The organism is Streptomyces sp. NPDC059010, assembly GCF_042740355.1.
Taxonomy (GTDB): Bacteria; Actinomycetota; Actinomycetes; order Streptomycetales; family Streptomycetaceae; genus Streptomyces.
In genome coordinates, this window is sequence record NZ_JBHYJA010000002.1 from 155402 (window position 1) to 171379 (window position 15978).

Here is a 15978-nt window from a genome sequence, read left to right on the forward strand (position 1 = left end):
CGCGCTCGCCTGCGCCGCCCCGCGCCCCCCCCCCGCGGCGGGGTTACGGGGAGAGGGGCAGCGGGGACTTGGCCCTTCCCCCCGAGTTCGGGGGCCGGTCAGCCCATCTCCTCCAGCTTCTTGCCCTTGGTCTCGGGCACGAACTTGAGGATGAAGGGGATGGAGAGGAAGGCGAACACCGCGTATGCCACGTAGGTGAGCGACAGGTTCCAGTCCGACAGGTCCGGGAAGGTGATCGTGATCACCCAGTTGGCGATCCACTGGGCCGAGGCGGCCACGCCCAGGGCGGCGGCGCGGATCTTGTTCGGGAAGACCTCGCCGAGCATGACCCAGACGACCACGCCCCAGGACAGGGCGAAGAAGAGCACGAAGGCGTTGGCGGCGATCAGCGCCACGTAGCCCTGCGCGGTCGGCAGCGGGTCGCTGCCGTTCTGGAAGGAGAAGGCCCAGGCGGCCGCCGCGAGCGAGATGCCCATGCCGACGGAGCCGATGAGGGCGAGCGGCCTGCGGCCGATGCGGTCCACGAAGATCATCGCGATCACGGTGCCGATGATGTTGATGATCGAGGTCTCGAACGAGTAGAAGAACGAGCTCGACGGGTCGACGCCGACGGACTGCCACAGCAGGTTCGAGTAGTAGAAGATGACGTTGATGCCGACCAGCTGCTGGAAGACGGAGAGGCCGATGCCGATCCACACGATCGGCAGGAGGCCGAAGCGGCCGCCCAGCAGGTCCTTGAACGTCGACTTGTGGTCACTGCGCATCGCCTGGTCGATCTCGGCGACCCGGGCGTCCAGGTTCGCGTCACCCTCGACGTCGGCGAGCACCTTCTTCGCGTCGTCGACACGGCCGACGCTGATCAGGTAGCGCGGGGACTCGGGGATGGCGAAGGACAGCAGGCCGTAGACCACGGCGGGTACGAGCATCACGCCGAGCATCCACTGCCAGGCCTCCAGGCCCGCGACCGTGCCGCGCTCCTCGCCGTCGGCCATGTTCAGGATGGCCCAGTTGACCAACTGGGAGACGGCGATGCCGATGACGATGGCGGCCTGCTGGAACGAGGCGAGCCGGCCACGGTACGCGGGCGGGGCGACCTCGGCGATGTAGGCCGGGCCGATGACCGAGGCCATACCGATGGCGATACCGCCGAGGACGCGCCAGGCGGCGAGGTCCCACGCGGCGAACGGCAGTCCGGAACCGACGGCACTCACGGCGAACAGCACCGCCGCGATCTGCATGACGCGGATGCGGCCGATGCGGTCGGCTATGCGGCCGGCGATCGCGGCGCCGAGGGCGCTGCCGAGCAGGGCGCTGGCGGCGACGGTACCGGTGACGCCGGAGCTGAGATCGAACCGGGCCTGGATGCCGCCGTTGGCTCCGTTGATGACGGAGCTGTCGTAGCCGAAGAGGAAGCCGCCCATGGCGGCCGCCGCGGTGATGAAGACGACGTGCCCGAGATGTTCGGGCTGAGCCGCCTTGGCTCCTGACGTGGGTGCCTGCGCTGTGCTGGTCACGTGTACTCCTCGGGCGCCGGCAACGCTGCCGGGTGAAGGCAAAAGCAACGCCGCTGACACTATGCCTTCAGATCTCGAAGTCAAGGGGTCATGCATGTGACATAGAAGGACCCAAGTGAGGGGAATGTGTTCGACTCTTGAATGAAAGCGGGGCGGCGGCGTCAGCGAAGCCGCTGGCTGATCACCTTCGACACACCGTCGCCCTGCATGGAGACGCCGTACAACGCGTCGGCGACCTCCATCGTGCGCTTCTGATGCGTGATCACGATCAGCTGCGAGGCCTCCTGCAGCTCCTGCATGATGCGGATCAGCCGCTGGAGGTTGGTGTCGTCGAGGGCGGCCTCGACCTCGTCCATGACGTAGAACGGGCTCGGGCGGGCCTTGAAGATCGACACCAGCATCGCCACGGCGGTGAGTGAGCGCTCGCCACCCGAGAGCAGCGACAGCCGCTTGACCTTCTTGCCGGGCGGACGCGCCTCGACATCGACACCCGTGGTGAGCATGTTGTCGGGGTCGGTCAGGATCAGCCGTCCCTCGCCACCGGGGAACAGCCTGCTGAAGACGCCCTCGAACTCCCGGGCCGTGTCCCGGAACGCCTCGGTGAAGACCTGCTCGACGCGTTCGTCGACCTCCTTGACGACCTGGAGCAGGTCGGCGCGGGTCTTCTTCAGGTCTTCGAGCTGCTCGCTGAGGAACTTGTGCCGTTCCTCCAGCGCCGCGAACTCCTCCAGCGCGAGCGGGTTGACCTTGCCGAGCTGCTGGTAGGCCCGCTCGGCGGCCTTGAGCCGCTTCTCCTGCTCGGCCCGCACGAACGGCTTCGGCTGGTTGCGGGGGTGCTCGGGATCCTCGGGAAGCTGCTCGCCCTCGGCCGCCAGGGAGGGCGGTACGAGCTGGTGGGGGCCGTACTCGGAGACGAGCCCGGCGGGCTCCACGCCCAGCTCCTCCAGCGCCTTGGTCTCCAGCTGCTCGATCCGCATCCGCTTCTCGGCGCCGAGCACCTCGCCCCGGTGCACGGAGTCGGTCAGCTTGTCGAGCTCGGCCTTGAGGTCGCGGCCCTGGTTGCGGGCGACGGTGAGTTCCTGCTCGCGCCGCGCCTTGGCGGCCTCGGCGGCGGTGCGCTCCTCGTCGGCACGGGCGAGGGAGACCTCGACGTGCAACAGCAGCTGCCGCGCACCGGAGGCGACGGCTTCCGCGACGGCCGCCTCGTGGCGCAGCCGGGCCCGTCGCTGTTCGGCACGCGCGCGTGCCTCGCGTTCGGCGCGGGCGCCCCGGTCGAGGGAGTCGGCGCGGCCGGCGAGTCCCTTGACCCGCTCCTCATGCGTACGGACCTGGAGGCGGGCCTCCATCTCGGTCTGGCGGGCGTTGGCCCCGTCGGCCGCGAGACGGTCCCGTACCGACGTGTCGGGCTCCTCCTCGACCGGCATCTCCTCGGCGACGGCGAGGCGCTCGGCCAGTTCCTCGACCTCTTGGAGTGCCTTGTCGAGGGCGTCCTGGGCCCGTGCGGCGGCGGCGACGGCCCGTTCCGCCTCGCCTGCCGCGCCGCGTGCCTGGCCGGCGAGGCGGCCGAGCTGCTGGGCCACGGACGACTTCTCCCGGTCCGCCGCCCGGCGCCGCTCCCCCAGCTCCTCCACGAGCGCGGCGGATGCCTTGCGCTGTTCGGAGGCCGCGTGCTGCACCTCGGTGAGTTCCTCGCAGCGGACGGCCAGCTCTTCGAGTTCGGCGGCGGCCTCGTCCACGGAGGCCTGTACTTCGAGGAGGCTGGGGGCGCCTGCGGAGCCGCCGTGGGCGAAGTGGGCGCCGAGGAGGTCGCCTTCGGCGGTTACGGCGGTGAGGTGGGGGTGGGTGTAGACGAGGTCTTCGGCGTCTTCGAGGGTGTCGACGATGACGATGTCGTGCAGGAGGCGACGTACGGCGGGCATGAGGTCGGAGGGGCCGCGGACGAAATCTGCCGCGAAACGCTCCGCGGGTTGTGGCGCGATCGGGGGTGCCGCGTCATGTCGGCGGGCGTCCGCGGGTTCGTCGTGGCCGGCCGCGCCCCGCGGCGGAGCCGCATGTTGATGCAGCCCCGCGCCCCCGTCGGGCGCCTCCGGCGCGCCCGACAACAGCAGTGCCGCCCGTCCGCCGTCCTGCTTGCGCAGCAGCTTGATCGCCTCGGCCGCAGCAGACGGCGACGTCACCGCGATGGCGTCCGCCGCCGCGCCGAAGGCCGCGGCCAGGGCGACCTCGTGGCCGGGGGTCACCGTGAGCATCTCCGCCGCCGGGCCCAGGAGGCCGGTCAGGCGGTCCCTGGCACCCAGCAGTATCCCGGTGCCGTCCTTGCGGCGCAGGCCCAGCGCCAGCGCCTCGTGGCGGGCCTGGATCGCGGCGCGGCTGCGTTCCGCCGCGGTGGCCGCCTCGCGGGCCGCCGTCAGGGCCGCCTCGGCCTCCCTCAGCCGCCCCTTCGCCGTGTCGTGCTGCTCGCCGAGTTCCGCGTCGCCGGCGTCGAGGCCGTCGACCTCGGCCTTCAGGGCCTCGTACTCCTCCTGGGCGGCGAAGGCACGCTCCTGGGCCTCGTCGCGGGCGGCCGCCAGGCGGTCGATCTCGGACTGGGCGGCGGCGGCCCGCGAGCGTGCCGCGTTGACCTGGCCGTTCAGCCGGGCGAGCCCCTCGCGGCGGTCGGCGATCGCGCGGGCGACGTCCTTCAGGCGGCGTTCTTCGAGGGCGAGCTCCCGCTCCAGTTCGGCGCGGTGGGCGACCGTGTCCTCAAGGGCCCGCTCGGCCGCCTCCAGCGCGGCTTCGAGCTCGGCCTCCTGCTCCCGGATCCGGGCGGCCTCGCGCTCCATGTCCTCGGGGTCGCGGCCCCGGCGCTCGTCCGGCGGCGCGGACGTCGCGCTCTTCACGCGCGCGTCGGCCAGCGAGATCGTGCCGCGCACCCGCTCGGCCAGCTGCGACAGCTCGTACCAGGTCTGCTGGGCCCGCTGCAGGCGTGGCGTGAGCTGCCGTACCTCGTCCTCCAGGAGAGCCTCGCGCTGGAGCGCCTTCCTCAGCTCCTGCTCGGCGGCCTCCTTGCGCCCCTTCAGCGCGGCCTCGTCGGCGACCTCGGCCTGCAGCGCCTCCCGCAGCCGTACGAGGTCGTCGGCGAGGAGCCGGAGCCGGGCGTCGCGCAGATCCGCCTGGATAACGGCGGCCCTGCGTGCGACCGCCGCCTGCCGGCCCAGCGGCTTCAGCTGGCGGCGCAGTTCATCCGTGAGGTCCTGCACGCGCGCGAGGTTGGCCTGCATCGCGTCCAGCTTCCGCAGCGCCTTCTCCTTGCGCTTGCGGTGCTTGAGGACGCCCGCGGCCTCCTCGATGAAGGCGCGGCGGCCCATGGGGTCGGCGTGCAGAACGGAGTCGAGCTGGCCCTGGCCGACGATGACGTGCATCTCGCGGCCGATGCCGGAGTCGGAGAGCAGTTCCTGGATGTCGAGGAGGCGGCAGGTGTCGCCGTTGATCTGGTACTCGCTGCCGCCGTTGCGGAACATGATCCGCGTGATGGTGACCTCGGCGTACTCGATGGGGAGCGCCCCGTCGGAGTTGTCGATGGTCAGCGACACCTCGGCACGGCCCAGCGGCGGGCGGCCGGTGGTGCCGGCGAAGATGACGTCCTCCATCTTGCCGCCGCGCAGTGACTTGGCGCCCTGCTCGCCCATGACCCAGCTGAGCGCGTCCACCACATTGGACTTGCCCGATCCGTTGGGCCCGACGACGCACGTGATGCCCGGCTCGAACCGGAGCGTGGTCGCCGAGGCGAACGACTTGAACCCGCGGAGGGTCAGGGCCTTGAGGTGCACGCCGCTGGACTCTACCTTCCGGGGATGTTCCGCTCCATGAACGCACGGTTTCACCGATGAACGTGCAGGGCACACCAGACGTTAAAGAGGGTGAAAGGATGCGCGGGGCATTAAGGCGGGGGCAAGAAAGAAGGGACGCCGAAGCGTCCCTTGCAACTTCCCGACGGCTGACTGGCCAGCCGTTGACAACTTAGTGGTTGAAACTTAGCGGTTGATACGGGCCGCCCAACCACTGCTGGTGCTGTCTGGAGCGATGCAGTGATCAGGTGAGCGCAGGCTCCGCCTGGTGTGCGTCGATGCTCTCCATGATCCTGTCGTGAGAAGCGGCAGCCGTCAGCGCGTCGTTCTCTTCCTGGATCCGTACGAGCTCGGATTCCAGGTCCTGGACACGCTGCTGGAGCCGTCGCATCTCGGCGAGGAGTCGCGGGTCGGAGCCGCCGACGTAACCGAGAAGCGCCTTTGCCATGATGGATGGTCCTCCACACTGAGTGACCGACCGAAGCGGTGTGGGTCGTGAGGGATTCGCACCCGCGGTTGCTTGGCAGGCTTGGAATTGTGCTGCCGTTCAGCCATGCCAAACAGCTAAGGTGCGCGGGGCTTTCAGCGTCTCACCAAAAAGTTTGACGGTCAACACGATCACGCCCCGTATCGGTGGGAAACCCGGGGGCACACGGCCGGAAAGCGGCGGTGCGACGACTCCTGCGGGCCCCTCGGGGCGTGGCGATCATTCTTAGGTGCGGAGCCTGCCACCGCAGGGGGGTTCTTGGCAACCACCTGCTTATTTCTGCTCGGGGCAGTTGCCGGTGGCAGATCCCTCCGCTTGTGCCGGGCCCGCTTTACAGAACCGGCTCAGCGGATGGCGAAGCCGTCGTAACCCCCGCGAGGTGTGTCCCAGATCTCGGTGACTCCGTCCACCTGCCCGGGCGTGTCGTCGCCCTGAAGCCAGTCCAGAAGTCCCTCGCAACCCTCTCGCGACCCTTCCGCGACCACCTGGACCCTGCCGTCGTCCAAATTGAGAGCAAAACCACTCAGGCTTCCGATCTCCAGGGCCTTGGCCCGCGTGAACCAGCGGAAACCCACACCTTGGACGCGTCCTCGCACCCAGGCGATCAGTCGTACATCCTCGCTCATGAGTGCAACCTAACGGGCCAATGTCTCTCCGGACACTTCCCCCTCGGGCGCCATGCGGTACCGTCCCCACCCAATGAATCCCATATGAAACTCACACGATCGAGTGAGTTCTGTGAGGACGTTGAGACCGCACGGACGAGGAAGGCCAGAACATGGGACGCCACCGACGCTCCGCCGCCGGCCGCGCCGCCAGTGGCCGCGCCACGGGGGTCACACACACGGACGGCTCCTCCACGGAGAGCCACGGCCCGCTGGACTCGTACGCGAGCGACAGACCCACGAGGGGCATCGCGCCCTATCTGAACCCGGAGGCGTACGCCGAGGCCTACGCGAAGAGCGACGCCTACCTGTTCGCCACGGACGACGGCTACGACCGCATCACGGCCGCCACGACCTTCCCGAGCGACACCGCGTCCGCCGACGGCTCCGCCGATGGGCCGGTCACCGCAGCCTTCCGCAGCGACGGCTTCACGCCCGACACCGGCTCCCATCGCCCCGGGGGCCGCACACACCGCCGTAAGAAGAAGGCCGCGGCACCGGTGAAGACCGGGCTGCTCGGCGTCTCCGCGGCGGTCGCCCTGGGCACGGTCGCGGTCGCCACGGGCGTGGTGCCCGGCGTCGAGAACTACCAGCTCGGCGGCAACGGCGCGGACCGGGTGCAGGCCGCCGACACCCCGACCAACTCCCCCAGCGAGCAGGGCGGTACGTCCGGCAGCGCCGAGCGGGAGGACAGCGGCGACCCGACCAGCCGCGACGTCGAACGGCCCGCCTCGCCGGCGCCCTCGACCTCGTCGGCCGCGCCGACGAAGACCCCGTCGAAGAAGCCGCCGGCGAAGCCCGATGAGAAGCCGAAGGAGACCCCTTCGCGCAAGGCCACGAAGGCTCCGGCGCCCGCGAAGACCAAGGAACCGGGCAACGAGCAGGCCGGCGCCCCCGTGCAGGTCTCCGCGGAGGCCGCCGCCGCGGCCGAGGTGCTGAAGCTCGTCAACGAGGAGCGCGCACAGGTCGGCTGCAGCGCGGTCGCCGCGAACAGCTCGCTCACCGATCTGGCCCAGGCCTTCAGCGCGGACATGGCCGACCGGGGCTTCTTCGATCACACCGACCCCAGCGGCAAGTCCCCGTGGGACCGGGCCGCGAAGGCGGGCATAACCGACCTCGGCGGCGAGAACATAGCCCGCGGCCAGGCCGACGCCGCCGCGGTCATGGAAGCCTGGATGAACAGCCCGGGCCACAAGGCCAACATCCTGAACTGCGACTTCAAGACCCTGGGAGTCGGCGTGCACTTCGGCGCGGGCGGCCCCTGGTGGACCCAGGACTTCGGCTACTGATCCGGGCGGCGGGCCTCGACCGTCACTCCTCGGCGAGGCCGAGGGGGCGCAGAGCCGACCTGTAGTCGCCGGTCACCACGAGGTGGTCGATGACGCGGACCATGGCCGGGATGCCCGGATCTCGCACGATCAGGCTGTCCCAGCCGTAGTGGTACCGACCGCCGAGATTCTCCCCCGTGTCCTTCCACCGGTCCATCAGGCGGCGCGCCTCGTCGAGGGTGGCGACGGTCCCGGACCAGCGCTGTCCGTCGGCGAACGTCACCCACATGTCGAGGTCGCACACCTCGTCGAGGTCTTCTCCCTCGCCCGGCAGGAAGCAGATCTCGTATCCGTCCCTGCGCACCCGGTAGAACGGGCCGTCCCACACGGCTTCTCCCAAGTCGCCACCCCCAGCGATCAACTACGGCTTACGAAAAGTTAGCGCGAACCCGACGTCAGCGCTGCGCCAGAGTACGCTTGTGGAATGGACACCACGCAGGAGCGCACGGAGGCGCCGGACCTCCCGTACGACGTGTTCGCCAAGGCCTGCCCCTCGCGCGGCACGCTGGAGCATGTCACCGGTCGCTGGGGCGGGCTCACGCTCGGCGCCCTGTGCGAGGGCTCGCTGCGCTTCAACGAGCTGCGCCGCCGGGTCGACGGCGTCAGCGAGAAGATGCTGTCCCAGACCCTGCACGCCCTGGAGCGGGACGGCCTGGTGCACCGCGAGGCCCAGCCGACCAATCCCCCACGGGTCGACTACGAGCTGACGCCGCTCGGGCGCGGGGTCGCGGAGCGGCTGCTGAGCCTCATCCACTTCGTGGAGGGCCGGATGGACGACGTACTCCAGGCACGTCAGCGCTACGACGAGACGCGCGGCGCCCGCTGACACCTCGGGCAGAAGTAGCTGGACCGGTTCATCCAGGCCCGCCGGCGCATCGGCGTACCGCACCGCTTGCACGGCAGTCCTTCACGGCCGTACGCGTCGAGCGACCGGTCGAAGTAGCCCGACTCGCCGTTGACGTTGACATACAGACTGTCGAAGCTGGTGCCGCCCACCGCTAGGGCCGCGTTCATCACGTCCCTTACGTGGCCCAGGAGTTCGAGGGTGCGCGGGCGGGTGAAGGTCGCCGTCGGGCGGTCGTAGTGCAGGCGCGCACGCCAAAGGGCCTCGTCCGCATAGATGTTGCCGACCCCGCTGATCAACGACTGGTCCAGCAGCGCACGTTTGATGGTGGTGCGCTTGCGGCGCAGCGCCTGGTGGAAGGCCTCGTCGTCGAACAGCGGGTCCAGGGGATCGCGGGCGATGTGCGCGATGACGTCGGGCAGGCCCTCGGGGGTGTTGTCGTGCAACGACAGGCCGCCGAAGGTGCGTTGGTCGACGAAGCGCAGCTCGGTGCCCAGCTCGTCGGCGAAGCGGACCCGGATGCGCAGATGCTTCTCGGGGGGCGCTTCCTGCGGCTGGACCAGCAGCTGACCGCTCATCCCGAGGTGGGCCAGGATCGACTGGGTGGTGTCCTCCAGGGGCAGCCACAGATACTTGCCACGCCGGCTGGGCACACCGATCCGATGCCCCTTGAGGCGGTGCGCGAAGTCGTCCGCACCGGCGATGTGCCGACGTACGGCACGCGGGTGCAGCACCTCGGCGTCGGCGACGGTGCGATGGGCGACCCACCGCTCCAGACCGCGCCGGACTACCTCGACCTCGGGCAACTCGGGCATGGGATCCCCCGTACACACCTTGCGGGTATGGGCCGAGCGCCCGCCCCATGGCCGGGGGGGGCGCTCGGATCGCGCTGTTCGGTCAGGCGGAGGCCGACGACGCGTCCGCGTCGGGCTCGGCGGTGTCGGCCGCCGACTTGCGGGCTCGCTCGTCCGCGGCGGCCTTGATGGCCCGCCACGCGGATTCCGCGGCCTGCTGCTCCGCCTCCTTCTTGCTGCGGCCGGTGCCGGTGCCGTACGAGACGCCTCCGACGCGGGCGGCAGCAGTGAAGGTCTTCTCGTGGTCGGGGCCGGTCTCCGTGACCAGGTACTCGGGCACACCGAGCCCCTCGGTCGCGGTGAGCTCCTGGAGACTGGTCTTCCAGTCCAGGCCGGCTCCGAGGTTCGAGGACTTCTCGATCAGGGGGTCGAACAGGCGATGTACCAGCTCGGCCGCCGACTCCAGTCCCTGGTCGAGATAGACCGCGCCGATCACCGCTTCCAGGGTGTCGGCGAGGATGGACGCCTTGTCCCGGCCGCCCGTGCCCTCTTCACCACGGCCGAGCCGGATGAAGGAGCCCAGGTCGAGCCCACGGCTGACCTCCGCCAGCGCACGCGAGTTGACCACCGCGGCCCGAAGCTTGGCCAGCTGGCCCTCGGGCAGGTCGGGGTGGGTGCGGTACAGCGTGTCCGTGACAACGAGACCGAGGACGGAGTCCCCGAGGAACTCCAGGCGCTCGTTGGTGGGCAGGCCGCCGTTCTCATACGCGTACGACCGGTGGGTCAGCGCACGCACCAGAAGGGCGGACTCAAGTTTGTACCCGAGCCGCCCTTCCAACAGCGTGTGGGACGAGGCCTGGTTGTCCGATGCGTTCTTCTTCGGCGTGGACACAGTGCCTCTCACCAGCCGCTCAGACCTCTAGGACCTGGCGCTTGTTGTAGGTGCCGCAAGACGGGCACGCGATGTGCTGCTGCTTGGGCTCGTGGCAGCGCTCGCACGCAACCAGGGGGGTGACCGCAGCCTTCCACTGCGACCGGCGGTGGCGCGTGTTGCTGCGCGACATCTTCCGCTTCGGAACAGCCACGGCTACTTCTCCTGCTTCTCGTCGACGCCCGCTTCCGCTTCGGCGCCGCTCATCTCGTCCTTCTCGCCGTCTCCGAGTGAACCGGCGAGTCCCTTCAGTGCCGCCCAACGGATGTCGACGGCGTCATGGTGGTGGTCCGGGTCGTCCGCCAGCCGGGCTCCGCACTCGGAGCACAGGCCGGGGCAGTCTTCCTGGCACACCGGCTGCATCGGCAGTGCGAGCACCACCGCATCGCGCAGCACGGATTCGAGGTCGAACAAGCCGTCCTCAAGAAAGAGCCTGTCCTCGTCGTCCTCGGCGTCGTCGCCCGGTTCCGCGTGGACGCGGCCCCGGTCGTCGGCGTCAGGGTACGAGAACATCTCCTGGAAGTCCGCTTCGACATCGAGCTGAAGCGGCTCCAGACACCTTACGCACTCCCCCTCGGCCTGTGCACGGGCGGTGCCTGTGACAAGCACCCCTTCCATGACGGACTCAAGTCGGAGTTCGAGCTCCAGCGGGGCGCCTTCCGGCACTCCGACGACTCCCTGGACACCGAACTCCTTGGGGGTGTCGACCGTGCGGGTCAGGCGCTGCAGCGCACCGGGCCGCCGGCCCAGCTCGTGCGTGTCGAACACGAGAGGGTTGCGGTGGTCGAGGCGGGCTGTCACGCCATTCCTGCTTTCGATCTGCTGAGCTCGGGGGGTCACTGCCCATCGGTGCTTGCGGGCAGCGTTGATCGCGGACGTACTCGCGACCGAAGAGCCAGGATACTGGACCTTTCGCTCACGGCCCAATCCGGTGGTGGTCTACTGGCCGCGACCCTGCTCGTACGCCCTCAGCTGCTCCGGAGTGATCATGCCGGTGTCGAACAGGCTGGTCTCGTCGAGGGCGTACGACTGCGAGGCGGCCTGCTGGGGCTGCTGGGCCTGCTGGGCCTGCTGGGCCTGCTGCTGGGCGTACGCCGCCTGCTGGGCGTCGTAGCCCTGGTAGGCGTAGGGATCGGCCTGCTGGTAGCCGTACGGGTCCTGCTGCTGGGCATACGCCTGCTGCGGGTAGCCGCCGCCGTAGGTGTCCGTCTGCTGATAGCCGTACGCCGGCTGCGGGACCTGTGGCGCCTGCGGGTCGTACTGCGGCTGCGGCGGTACGGCCGGCGCCTGCTCGGCGGGGGTGGCCGGGGTGTCCCGCTCCGCGAGGGCGGCGAGGTCGGCGAGGTAGTCGGCGTCGCTGGAGTGCTGGACGGTGCTGAGGTCGTCGGCGAGGGCGCCGAGGTCGTCGGTGGCGATACGGCCGTGCAGCTTCTGCCGGCCCCGGCCGACGGCCTCCAGGGTCTTGGCCAGGACCGCCTCGAAGGCGCCGAGCTTGACGTCGACGTACGCGTCGGCGTTGCGGCGCAGGGTCTCCGGGTCGTGGCTGCGCTCGGGGGCGTCCTCGTCCTCGTAGCCCTGCTCGTCGGTGCCGGGGCCGGTGCCGAGGAGCTTCTCGCGGCCGCGGCCGACGGAGCCGAGGGTCTTGGTGAGGACGACCTCGAAGTTGGCGAGCTTGGAGTCGACGTAGTCGTCGGCCTCCGCGCGGATGTCCTCGGCCTCCTGGCGGGCCTCGGCGACGATGCGCTCGGCCTCGTTCTGGGAGCGGCGGGCGACCTCGGTGTCGGAGATCAGGGAGCCGCGCTCGGCGTGCGCACCCTGGATGATCCGCTCGGCCTCCTGGCGGGCCTGCTCGACCATCTGCTCACGGCCGCCGATCAGCTCCTCAGCCTGGGCGAGCGAGCCGGGCAGGGCCTCGCGGACCTCTTCGAGCATCGAGAGCAGTTCGGCGCGGTTGACCACGCACGAGGCCGACATGGGCATCGACCGGGCACCTGAGATCGCCGAGACGATCTCGTCGAGCTTCTTCTGCACGTCCACCGTGTGCTCGCCACTCTCTACAGCTGTGATGGAGACGGACGGGACGACTGTAGCCCCATCAGTCCTTGCGCAGGCGCTTGTTGAGGGCCTCCAGAACCACCGGCGGCACGAGGTGGGAGATGTCGCCGCCCCAGGTGGCCACCTCCTTGACCAGGGAGGAGGACAGGAAGCTGTAGGTGGGGTTGGTCGGCACGAAGAGCGTCTCCACGCCCGAGAGGCCGATGTTCATCTGCGCCATCTGCAGCTCGTAGTCGAAGTCGCTGACCGCGCGCAGGCCCTTCACGATGGCCGGGATGTCGCGCTGCTTGCAGAAGTCGACGAGGAGGCCGTGGAAGGCCTCGACCCGGACGTTGCCGTACTCGGCCGTGACCTGGCGGATCAGGTCGAGCCGCTCCTCGACCTCGAACAAGCCCTTCTTGGACTTGTTGATCATGACGGCGACGTAGACCTCGTCATACAGCCTGGAGGCGCGGGAAATGATGTCGAGATGTCCGTTGGTGATCGGGTCGAACGACCCGGGACAGACGGCGCGGCGCACTTGTGATCCCTCGCTCTCCGGTCCGGTCATCGTGCGTCTTCGCACGTAGAGGCGGCGCGACCGTACCAAAACGTTCCCTCGCCGTAACGACGGGCCCGGATGGCCTCGAAGCCGTCCGGCCACCTGAATTCGCCGCCTCTGGTGCTGCGCTCCACGGTGACGAGCGCCTCGGGCGCGAGCCAGCCCCCCGAGCGGAGTGTGAGGAGAATCTCGCGAAGATCGTGATCTGTGACTCGGTACGGCGGGTCGAGGAAGGCGATGTCGTACGGCTCGGTCGGCGCCGGAGTCTGGATGATCTGTTCCGCTTTGCCCGCGCGGACCTCGGCGCCGGGGAGGCCGAGGTTCTTGACGTTCTCGCGGACGATCCGGGCGGCTCGGGCGTCGGCCTCGACCAGGAGGGTGTGGCCGGCGCCGCGGGACAGGGCTTCCAGGCCGACTGCGCCGGAGCCGGCGTACAGGTCGAGGACCCGCTCCCCCTCCAGGGGGCCGCCGAGGAGGGACTGCCAGGTGGAGAAGAGACCTTCGCGTGCGCGGTCGGAGGTGGGGCGGGTGCCGGTGCCTGGCGGGACGGCCAGGCGACGTCCGCCGGCTGCGCCGGCGATCACGCGGGTCATCTGCGGTCCTTGGTTGTGGGCGGCTTCAGGTACCAGTGTGGCTGGTCGCGCCCGTGCGGCGGTAGCCGCATGGTCCATACAGCCCCGCGCCCTGGGGTTGGCCTCCCTCACCCCTTTTCCAAGTACTGCTCCCTCTCCTCGTCCAAAAGGGCGTCCAGGGCCGTCCGCAGACCGGGGAGCTGCGTCAGCTCCGGATCCGCCGCCACCAAGCTCGCCGCCTCCTCCCTCGCCTCCGCGATGATCTCCTCGTCCTCGATGACAGCGAGGACCTTCAGGGAAGTGCGGGCGCCCGACTGGGCCTGGCCCAGGACGTCGCCCTCGCGGCGCTGCTCCAGGTCGATGCGGGAGAGCTCGAAGCCGTCGAGGGTGGAGGCGACCGCGGTCAGGCGCTGGCGGGCCGCGCTGGCCTCCGGCATCTCGGTGACCAGGAGGCAGAGGCCCGCCGCCGAGCCACGGCCGACACGGCCGCGCAGCTGGTGGAGCTGGGAGACGCCGAAGCGGTCGGCGTCCATGATCACCATGGCGGTGGCGTTCGGGACGTTCACACCGACCTCGATGACCGTGGTGGCGACCAGCACGTCCGTCTCGCCGGCGGCGAAGCGGCGCATGACGGCGTCCTTGTCGTCGGGGTGCATTCGGCCGTGCAGGACCTCGACCCTGAGGCCCTGCAGAGGCCCCTTGGCGAGCTGGTCCGCCACGTCGAGGACGGCGAGCGGCGGGCGCTTCTCGGCCTCGTCCTCGGGGGACTTCTTCTTGCCGGCCTTCTTGGGGTCGTCCTCCTCGTCGCCGATGCGGGGGCAGACGACGTACGCTTGATGGCCGTTCTCCACCTCCTCTCGCACCCGCTGCCAGGCACGGGCGAGGAAGTGGGGTTTGTCGGCGGCCGGGACGACATGGGAGGCGATGGGTGAGCGGCCGGCCGGGAGCTGGTCGAGGACGGAGGTCTCCAGGTCGCCGAAGACGGTCATCGCGACCGTGCGCGGGATGGGTGTGGCGGTCATGACGAGCAGATGCGGCGGCTGCTTGCCCTTGCCGCGCAGGGCGTCGCGCTGCTCGACCCCGAACCGGTGCTGTTCGTCGACCACGACCAGCCCGAGGTCGTGGAACTGCACCTTGTCCTCGATCAACGCGTGCGTGCCGATGACGATCCCGGCCTCGCCGGTGACCAGGTCGAGCAGGGCCTGGCGGCGGGCCGCCGCGCCCATGGAACCGGTGAGCAGCACGACCTTGGTGGCCTGCTCGGCCCCGCCCAGCATCCCGCCCTCGGCCAGCTCGCCCATCATCTCGACGATCGACCGGTGATGCTGCTGGGCCAGCACCTCGGTGGGCGCGAGCATGGCGGCCTGCCCGCTCGCGTCGACCACGGCGAGCATGGCGCGCAGGGCCACCATCGTTTTTCCGCTGCCCACCTCTCCCTGGAGCAGCCGGTGCATCGGATGTTCGGTCGCCAGGTCGTCGAAGATCTCCTTGGAGACCTTCTGCTGGCCCTCGGTGAGGGTGAAGGGGAGGCGGTCGTCGAAGGCCGAGAGGAGGCCGTCGGGGGCGGGCCTCCTCGCCACCGCCGGGAGTTGGGCGTCGGCGAAGCGGCGGCGGGCGAGGGCCACCTGGAGGACGAAGGCCTCGTCCCACTTGAGGCGGGAGCGGGCGTCCTCGATGTCGGCCTTGGTGTGGGGGCGGTGGATCTTGAGGAGGGCCTCGGGCAGGGGGACCAGACCGCGGCCCTCGCGGAGGCTGTCCGGAAGGGGGTCGACGGCTTCCTGGGCGCTGGGCAGGACCGTCTGGATCGCCTTGCCGATCTTCCAGGACTCCAGCTTGGCAGTGGCGGGGTAGATGGGGATCAGGGCGCCCGCCCAGGACTCCACGGATTCGGCCGCCTCGTCGTCGGCACCGCGCAGCAACTCGTACGCCGGGTGTGCCAGTTGGAGGCGGCGGTTGAAGACGGAGACCTTGCCCGCGAACATCGCGCGGGTGCCCGGCAGGAGCTCCTTGTGGGGCTTGTGAACGCCGTTGCCGAAGAAGACCAGTTGGACGCGGCCGCTGCCGTCGGTGATGGTGACTTCGAGGCGCTGGCCCTTGCCGCGCGGGGCCTTGGCGGAGGCGAAGGTGTGCAGGCGGGCGTCGGCGACCATCGCGACCACGGTGACGTGCTCGTCCATGGGGAGGTCGGCGAGGTGGGTGAGCTGGCCCCGCTCCTCGTATCTGCGCGGGTAGTGGTGCAGAAGGTCGCCGACGGTGTGCAGGCCGAGGTGCTCGGCCATCACCTTCGCGGTGGGAGGGCCGAGCACCTTTTTCAGTGGTTCTTCCAGTGCGGGCACGAGATCCATTCCACACCACAGCACTGACAATGCCGTAGAGGTCCCTGCGGCCGTCCCGGTAAACGTCCCGGAAAGCCCTGGTCA

At 69.9% G+C, this 15978-nt stretch carries 15 protein-coding genes; 2 read left to right on the top strand and 13 right to left on the bottom strand.

Annotated features, from left to right (window positions below):
- Positions 1-98 precede the first annotated feature (98 nt).
- The 4 genes from ACFWYS_RS02860 to ACFWYS_RS02875 form a co-directional block, all read right to left on the bottom strand.
- On the bottom strand, positions 99-1514 hold the full coding sequence (locus tag ACFWYS_RS02860; protein ID WP_384762479.1) for a sugar porter family MFS transporter: 1416 nt from the start codon (positions 1512-1514) through the stop codon (positions 99-101).
- Positions 1515-1675: 161 nt separating this feature from the next.
- Positions 1676-5323: an AAA family ATPase gene (locus ACFWYS_RS02865; RefSeq protein WP_384762481.1), complete on the bottom strand. Its 3648-nt coding sequence runs from the start codon at positions 5321-5323 to the stop codon at positions 1676-1678.
- A gap of 262 nt (positions 5324-5585) precedes the next feature.
- Positions 5586-5789: a hypothetical protein gene (locus tag ACFWYS_RS02870; protein ID WP_272120120.1), complete on the bottom strand. Its 204-nt coding sequence runs from the start codon at positions 5787-5789 to the stop codon at positions 5586-5588.
- 383 nt (positions 5790-6172) lie between these two features.
- On the bottom strand, positions 6173-6454 hold the full coding sequence (locus tag ACFWYS_RS02875; protein ID WP_384762483.1) for an acylphosphatase: 282 nt from the start codon (positions 6452-6454) through the stop codon (positions 6173-6175).
- A gap of 152 nt (positions 6455-6606) precedes the next feature.
- Here ACFWYS_RS02875 and ACFWYS_RS02880 point away from each other — a divergent pair, with 152 nt between their 5' ends.
- On the top strand, positions 6607-7782 hold the full coding sequence (locus tag ACFWYS_RS02880; protein WP_384762485.1) for a CAP domain-containing protein: 1176 nt from the start codon (positions 6607-6609) through the stop codon (positions 7780-7782).
- A 22-nt stretch (positions 7783-7804) separates the two neighbouring features.
- On the opposite strand, the gene ACFWYS_RS02885 is transcribed toward ACFWYS_RS02880, so the two are convergent.
- On the bottom strand, positions 7805-8161 hold the full coding sequence (locus ACFWYS_RS02885; RefSeq protein WP_384762487.1) for a hypothetical protein: 357 nt from the start codon (positions 8159-8161) through the stop codon (positions 7805-7807).
- Between the two features lie 84 nt (positions 8162-8245).
- Here ACFWYS_RS02885 and ACFWYS_RS02890 point away from each other — a divergent pair, with 84 nt between their 5' ends.
- Positions 8246-8647 carry a winged helix-turn-helix transcriptional regulator gene (locus ACFWYS_RS02890; RefSeq protein WP_384762489.1) on the top strand — a complete coding sequence of 134 codons (402 nt, stop codon included), beginning with the start codon at positions 8246-8248 and terminating at the stop codon, positions 8645-8647.
- Here ACFWYS_RS02890 and mutM read toward each other — a convergent pair.
- The 8 genes from mutM to recG all read right to left on the bottom strand — a co-directional run bounded on the left by mutM (position 8620) and on the right by recG (position 15903).
- Positions 8620-9480, bottom strand: coding sequence for a bifunctional DNA-formamidopyrimidine glycosylase/DNA-(apurinic or apyrimidinic site) lyase (gene mutM, locus ACFWYS_RS02895; protein ID WP_384762491.1), 861 nt, complete (start codon positions 9478-9480; stop codon positions 8620-8622). The two genes, ACFWYS_RS02890 and mutM, sit on opposite strands and share 28 nt — an antisense overlap.
- A gap of 82 nt (positions 9481-9562) precedes the next feature.
- Positions 9563-10351: a ribonuclease III gene (gene rnc, locus ACFWYS_RS02900; RefSeq protein WP_384762819.1), complete on the bottom strand. Its 789-nt coding sequence runs from the start codon at positions 10349-10351 to the stop codon at positions 9563-9565.
- Between the two features lie 19 nt (positions 10352-10370).
- Positions 10371-10544, bottom strand: coding sequence for a 50S ribosomal protein L32 (gene rpmF / locus ACFWYS_RS02905; protein ID WP_015657589.1), 174 nt, complete (start codon positions 10542-10544; stop codon positions 10371-10373).
- A 2-nt stretch (positions 10545-10546) separates the two neighbouring features.
- On the bottom strand, positions 10547-11191 hold the full coding sequence (locus tag ACFWYS_RS02910; RefSeq protein ID WP_384762494.1) for a YceD family protein: 645 nt from the start codon (positions 11189-11191) through the stop codon (positions 10547-10549).
- A gap of 138 nt (positions 11192-11329) precedes the next feature.
- The gene (locus tag ACFWYS_RS02915; protein ID WP_384762495.1) at positions 11330-12427 is read right to left on the bottom strand and encodes a cell division initiation protein; all 1098 of its coding nucleotides are present in this window, start codon (positions 12425-12427) and stop codon (positions 11330-11332) included.
- Positions 12428-12485: 58 nt separating this feature from the next.
- Entirely contained in the window at positions 12486-12965 is a 480-nt protein-coding gene (coaD, locus tag ACFWYS_RS02920; RefSeq protein WP_384762822.1) for a pantetheine-phosphate adenylyltransferase, read from the bottom strand.
- A 26-nt stretch (positions 12966-12991) separates the two neighbouring features.
- On the bottom strand, positions 12992-13579 hold the full coding sequence (gene rsmD / locus ACFWYS_RS02925) for a 16S rRNA (guanine(966)-N(2))-methyltransferase RsmD (RefSeq protein WP_384762497.1): 588 nt from the start codon (positions 13577-13579) through the stop codon (positions 12992-12994).
- Positions 13580-13686: 107 nt separating this feature from the next.
- Positions 13687-15903: an ATP-dependent DNA helicase RecG gene (recG, locus tag ACFWYS_RS02930; RefSeq protein WP_384762499.1), complete on the bottom strand. Its 2217-nt coding sequence runs from the start codon at positions 15901-15903 to the stop codon at positions 13687-13689.
- Positions 15904-15978: the final 75 nt, after the last annotated feature.

Bases quoted from the DNA above. Each gene is read 5' to 3' on its own strand.
- ACFWYS_RS02880 (WP_384762485.1), top strand. From the start codon at position 6,607: ATGGGACGCCACCGACGCTCCGCCGCCGGCCGCGCCGCCAGTGGCCGC.
- recG (WP_384762499.1), bottom strand. From the start codon at position 15,903: ATGGATCTCGTGCCCGCACTGGAAGAACCACTGAAAAAGGTGCTCGGC.
- mutM (WP_384762491.1), bottom strand. From the start codon at position 9,480: ATGCCCGAGTTGCCCGAGGTCGAGGTAGTCCGGCGCGGTCTGGAGCGG.
- rsmD (WP_384762497.1), bottom strand. From the start codon at position 13,579: ATGACCCGCGTGATCGCCGGCGCAGCCGGCGGACGTCGCCTGGCCGTC.
- ACFWYS_RS02875 (WP_384762483.1), bottom strand. From the start codon at position 6,454: ATGAGCGAGGATGTACGACTGATCGCCTGGGTGCGAGGACGCGTCCAA.
- ACFWYS_RS02890 (WP_384762489.1), top strand. From the start codon at position 8,246: ATGGACACCACGCAGGAGCGCACGGAGGCGCCGGACCTCCCGTACGAC.
- ACFWYS_RS02870 (WP_272120120.1), bottom strand. From the start codon at position 5,789: ATGGCAAAGGCGCTTCTCGGTTACGTCGGCGGCTCCGACCCGCGACTC.